We start from the raw sequence: 5321 nt of genomic DNA, 5'->3' as shown, positions 1-5321 counted from the left end.
CCGTTGAACAGCGCGAGTTGCTGGGCGCCGTGCGTGGGATCGTCGGTGGGATCGAGGTCAATCGTGATCTGCCGGGCGCGGCCCTTGCGCCGCGCCGCGTGGTGCGCGATGACCGCATCGGCGAGGACCGTCCCCAGCCGCAGCAGATCTTTCGGCCCGACCGCGTTCTCAAAGCGCGACAGCGTGGGCTGCGAGGCCAACGCGTCCCCGGTGACCGGGTCGCGATCGAGCAGGAGTTTGTGCACCGGATCCTCGGCCAGGCGGGCCGCGTCGTTGGCGTCGGCATAGCCGCAGATCAGGCCAAAGACGCGCTGCCGCACCAAGTCCACCAGGGGATGCACGACCTTGCCCGGTTCGCGGGCATCGGGCAGGCACGCCGCCAGCCGCGCGGTCAGGCGCAGCCGCTGGTCAATCGCCTTGACCAGCACCGCGCCGCCGTCCGAGCTGCTGTGGGGCTCGTCGAACCGGGCGAGCACGGGCCGATCCTCCAGACTGGGAAACAGGACAGACTGTATGGTAGAGTCCTCACGCATCCGAACGCCTCCGTCGTGGGAAAACACTGCGCGCAACAGCGTTTATACCACGCCGGAGGCGTTTCTGTTTCAGGTTTCGTGAATTATTCGGGTTAGCTATGATGCCTTTGAGCTATTCGCTTCTGGTCTTGGTGCAGTAAGTGTAGTCTTTGCACTCAAGGAGAAGGACCAGGTGCGACTCGCTGAGATACTCAGCTCGATGGGAATCATCTCGATATTATCAGCGAATCCTCTTCTGGGTTTTGCTGCCATTGGTAGCGCCGCATACGCATACGTAATACGAGAACATGAGATCAACCCGACCGGGGCTGTTCGCGGAGGTGTGTTGGCAGCAACGAGCATGGGCCTGTTTGCTGTACTTGGTTTTCCTGTGCTCATTGAGCTTGTCGTCGTTGTTGCTGCGAGTGGCTTATTACGTAGCTATGTGCTTGATGATGATAGGTTGCAATTGCTCCTTATAAACGGGTCCCGTCATGCCCGAACGCTGTCGGATGATGTGTTAACTCGGCTCAACGACTTTTGGCCCAAGAGGACGGGGCCTGCGGAGACGGTCTAACTTAAAGCTGGCACAGCCACTAACTAAGTGGAAGCACCTAACAAACAAATGCAGCCGACGCTGCTGCGCGGCTGATTTGTGGCGTTCGGCGGCTTCGTTTGGTCGGGGCTAACAGTATGGTGTCTCTGGTATTGATCCTGGTTGCGGTATCAAGCCTCTTGTCGGTACCGGCATGGCATTGGTCAAAAAAAAAGCATCAGCTTTTCCCTTGGGACTATGGCCTACCCGTATATCCGCTACTCATGTGGTTTCTCCTCGTAGAGTTGGGAATTGGCCCACAGAGTTTAAGCAATCTCGTTGAACTGTTCATCGTCAGTGCATTTGCGGTTGGAGTTGTCTACCTGAGGGCGTTTGTAGTCCACCGATTGTTTACCAACGCGTATGCCAGTTCGATGATGTCTATTGTGGTGGTGCTCGTTTGCCCGGTGATCTTACGACTCACAATGCCGCATCTGCCGGAGTAGGCAGCGCGCCGAACAAAACGCTGGAGCGGACGCGCGAACAGCGCGCGCCCCTCAGCGTCGGTCGTTCGGCGGCAGGCTCTTGCGCGGATTCGCAAGAGACATGTAAAATGTCCGGTAGTCGCATAAGCACTCCTACCATGATGGAGAGAGCAACCGCGATGGCCCCTACTACCGCGAAACAGAAGGTCCTAGAAGCCGTTCAACAGTTGCCGTCTGACGCGACCGTCGAAGACGCCATGGAGCGTCTCTATTTTCTCGCGAAAGTTGAACGGGGACTCGCTCAGGCCGATGCCGGTGAGACGGTACCTCACGCACAAGCCAAGGAACGGCTGACCCGTTGACGCCAATCGTCTGGACCCCCCAGGCGATCGGCGACGTTGAGGCGGTTCGCGCATATATCGCGCGGGACTCGGCACACTACGCAGCGGTTGTGGCGGAACAAATCGTTGAAGCGGTCGGCCGCCTCTCGGCGTTTCCCTTGTCCGGTCGCGTCGTCCCCGAACTGGGCCAAAAGACCCTCCGGGAAATCATCTATGGGAACTACCGAATCGTCTACCGCGTCACGGATGGCACGATTCAGGTGCTGACCGTTTTTCATGCCTCGCGCCTATTCACTCTATTGGGCGAACGCCCTTCGAATTGATCGGTGACACTGAGGGCCAAACCAAGCGCTGGAGCTGACCGCTGGGGAGCGCGGCGGCTCAGCGCTGAGCGTTGGATCTGTAGAAAAAGTCCGAAAAGGACTATAATCGCGGCGTCTGCGTCGTACCGGCAGCACGAAGACCCCTCAGGCGGCCACGGAGGTGCGGATGCCGAGATACAAGGACTACGCCTACGAGCAGAGCAAGTTGCTCCCGGTCGCCTTTGATCGCCAGATCCTCCCAGGAACTTTTGAGTACACCCTCAACCATCTGATCGACCACGAGGTGGATCTGGCCGCGTTCGATGAGCCGTACCAGAACGACGAGACCGGCGCGCCCGCCTACGATCCGCGGATTCTGTTGAAGATCATCCTGTTCGCCTACTCCCGTGGGATCTTCACCAGCCGCCGTATCGAGCAGGCCTGCCGGGAGAACGTGGTGTTCATGGCCTTGTCGGCCGATACCTCCCCGCACTGGACCACAATCGCCGACTTCATCGGTGGCGCCATCGCGATGGGGTTTTTCTACAGACTCGTTATGTGTTCGTGTGAAGCACGGAGGCGATAGTGGCCAAAAGGAAAACCATTGAGAACCCGGAAGTGGCTGCGATCTTCGGTGCCTACCCAGAGAAGGTTAGACCGAAGCCGATGTTTCTCCGCCAACTGATATTCGATGTAGCGTCACGAACAGACGGGGTTGGTGAACTAGAGGAAACCCTGAAATGGGGGCAACCGAGCTATCTCACGACGCAGACTAAAAGCGGGAGCCTTGTCAGGATCGACCAGATCAAGTCTCAAGAAGGAAAATACGCAGTGTATTTTCATTGCCAAACGACACTGGTTGATACCTTCAGAGAAATGTATCGAGGTCAATTCGAGTTCGAGGGAAACAGAAGCATCATCTTCACTGAAAAAGAAGAGGTGCCTGTGGAAGAATTGAGCCATTGCATTGCAATGGCACTCACATACCATCTCAACAAGAAACAAAGCAGTCGTAATATCGAAAGCAAACACATAACACGTCGTTCCACTGGACGCGCAAAAGCGGCGCGCCGGTGAACTCGGCGTTAGGCAACGGAGGCAACCGATCGGTGTTTCCAGAAGTCGTGGTACAGAATGACTCGTATGTGCCCCACCCGAGGGTACCGAACGATGTTCATGTGCTTCTTTGCACAGTTCCGCCGCGTTTTCTGGCGGGTCTCCGATACATCCGCCTCACCGCAACAACCGGCTTTACGCGTGGTCGACGGCGCGCGAAAACACCATCGCGCGGCCGAAAGGTCGCGTTGGTTCATACCGCTGGACTCTACTTTCGGGAACAGCAGAACCATCCGGCCACGATAGATCTGCACCTTGATAAGCTCTTCGGAGGCACTCCCTCATGGGCACTGCGGCTACCAATCATTCGGAGATTGACCCTGGCGGAGACCCATCCCTTGACATCGCAACACGCGTGTGTCTACGCTGCACCTGCGTCGATTCCGGGAGAACACTATGAATAGAGTAATCGCCTACGCGTTGGTTCCGTTGTTCACGGTGACGTTGATCGGCTGCGCTGCGACAAAGGTCACGTCGGTGTGGAAGGACGAGACCTATGCGAAGAAGCCGCATAAGGTCCTTACGGTCGCCATCCTAAAGAGCACGACGAATCGAATGGTGTTGGAGGACGAGTTCACTCTGCGTCTGAAGCAAAAGGGCCTGGACGCCTCGGCGGGTCATACGATCTTGTCCAAGGACGAACCTGCCAACAAGGATGCGCTGGCGGCATCCCTCAAGGAAAACGGGTTCGACACCCTCTTCCTGGTGCGGCTCGTCGATCAACGGAGCCAGCAGACCTATGTGGCCGGCGCCGCGTACCCGGCCGGAGCAACGTGGCCCGGTTACTACGGCGCGGGCTACAACATGATGTATACGCCCGGCTATGTCGTGGAAGATCAATTCGCGATCGCGGAGGCGAACGTGTACGACGTCGATAGCGAGAAACTCATCTGGACCGCAGCGACCGAAACCTGGATCAAAGCCTCGGAGCGGAAACTGATCCAGGAATATGCGGATCTCATGATGAAGGAAATGCAAAAGGGCGGCGTGGTGCCCTGACGCGCGACTCCAACCGACTAGCGGCGGGATCGAGGAGAGAAAGGACTCTGGGCATGAGAGGTCGACACAGCCCGTTGATCGTTGCCTTGTGCCTGGTGTTGATCAGTTGCGCCGGCCTGGTCGTGGAGTCGGACTACGATCCCGCGTTCGATTTCTCCCGACTGAAGACGTATGACTGGGCTCCGCCTCCGGCCGACCGCAGCATCGACGATCTCACCGAGAAGCGCCTGCGCAGCGCCGTGAACAGCGAGCTTCAGGCCAAGGGCTATGCGCTCTCCCAGGACGCCCCCGACTTTGTGATTGCGATGCTCGTGACAACGGAGACTACGACGGCTGGCTCGGTGGGCGTTGGTGCGTCGGTCGGGATCCCGGTCGGACGAGGAACCATCTCGGTCGGAGGGGGCAAGAGCGAACCCCGCATCAAGGAGGAGGGCACGCTCGTCCTGGATTTCCGGGACGCGCAATCTCAATCCGTGATCTGGAAGGGTTCGGCGTCAGCCGCCCTCCACCCCTCGTCATCGCCGGAAGCGCAGCAAGACCGAATCAAGCGCGCGGTGGCTGAGTTGTTGGCGAAATTCCCTCCCAAGAAGTAGCGCTGGATGGCGAGATCGGCTCCCGCACGCTCGAGCACATGGTGGATAGCCGTTCTGCTCGCCTTGGTCTGCAGCACGGCCCCGATTGCTCGGGCTTACGCTGCCGAAGTGGCCGGCAGCTTCAGCCAGGGGCGTTCGCGTCTATCGGTCGTAGCCGGCAACGGGTACGCGTTCAACGACACCTACTTCGTGCTCGGCGTGGGCGCCGGCTATTTCCTGGCTGACGGACTCAGCATCGGTCTGGACGTGGAGTGGTGGACCGGCGGCGATCCGGGCATCACCAAGGTGTCGCCGTCGGCGCAATACATTTTGGTTCATCCGGGAATTCCGTGGGTCACGGGGTAGAGGTCGAGGCCTCCGCAGTGGAAGTAGATGGCGGTCTTGAAGTGCTCGGGGTTGCGAAAGCCATACGCCCGTTTCTTGATGGTTTGGATCTTG

General features: G+C 58.6%; 8 protein-coding genes. 7 read left to right on the top strand and 1 reads right to left on the bottom strand.

From position 1 onward, the window contains the following. Nucleotides 1-533: transposase (locus AB1451_16785; GenBank protein MEW6684550.1), on the bottom strand; the 533-nt coding region annotated here is incomplete at its 3' end. A gap of 172 nt (nucleotides 534-705) precedes the next feature. Here AB1451_16785 and AB1451_16780 point away from each other — a divergent pair. The 7 genes from AB1451_16780 to AB1451_16750 all read left to right on the top strand — a co-directional run bounded on the left by AB1451_16780 (nucleotide 706) and on the right by AB1451_16750 (nucleotide 5228). Beyond that, nucleotides 706-1089 (top strand): hypothetical protein, encoded by a 384-nt coding sequence (locus tag AB1451_16780; protein ID MEW6684549.1) that lies wholly within the window; start codon nucleotides 706-708, stop codon nucleotides 1087-1089. An 801-nt stretch (nucleotides 1090-1890) separates the two neighbouring features. After that, nucleotides 1891-2196, top strand: coding sequence for a type II toxin-antitoxin system RelE/ParE family toxin (locus AB1451_16775; GenBank protein MEW6684548.1), 306 nt, complete (start codon nucleotides 1891-1893; stop codon nucleotides 2194-2196). A 166-nt stretch (nucleotides 2197-2362) separates the two neighbouring features. Beyond that, nucleotides 2363-2761: a transposase gene (locus AB1451_16770; protein ID MEW6684547.1), complete on the top strand. Its 399-nt coding sequence runs from the start codon at nucleotides 2363-2365 to the stop codon at nucleotides 2759-2761. Further along, complete coding sequence (locus tag AB1451_16765) at nucleotides 2761-3252, top strand: DUF1801 domain-containing protein (protein MEW6684546.1); 492 nt, start codon at nucleotides 2761-2763, stop codon at nucleotides 3250-3252. Before AB1451_16770 ends, AB1451_16765 begins: the two co-directional genes overlap by 1 nt. 435 nt (nucleotides 3253-3687) lie before the next feature. Further along, a complete protein-coding gene (locus AB1451_16760) occupies nucleotides 3688-4290 on the top strand; it encodes a hypothetical protein (GenBank protein MEW6684545.1) in 603 nt (200 codons plus the stop codon). A 53-nt stretch (nucleotides 4291-4343) separates the two neighbouring features. Then, on the top strand, nucleotides 4344-4883 hold the full coding sequence (locus AB1451_16755; protein ID MEW6684544.1) for a DUF4136 domain-containing protein: 540 nt from the start codon (nucleotides 4344-4346) through the stop codon (nucleotides 4881-4883). 6 nt (nucleotides 4884-4889) lie between these two features. Next, nucleotides 4890-5228: a hypothetical protein gene (locus AB1451_16750; GenBank protein MEW6684543.1), complete on the top strand. Its 339-nt coding sequence runs from the start codon at nucleotides 4890-4892 to the stop codon at nucleotides 5226-5228. Nucleotides 5229-5321: the final 93 nt, after the last annotated feature.

It is taken from the genome of Nitrospirota bacterium, assembly GCA_040757335.1.
Lineage (GTDB): Bacteria > Nitrospirota > Nitrospiria > 2-01-FULL-66-17 > 2-01-FULL-66-17 > JBFLXB01.
Note: the sequence above shows the minus strand (reverse complement) of the source record. Positions and strands in the feature narration are given on the sequence as shown.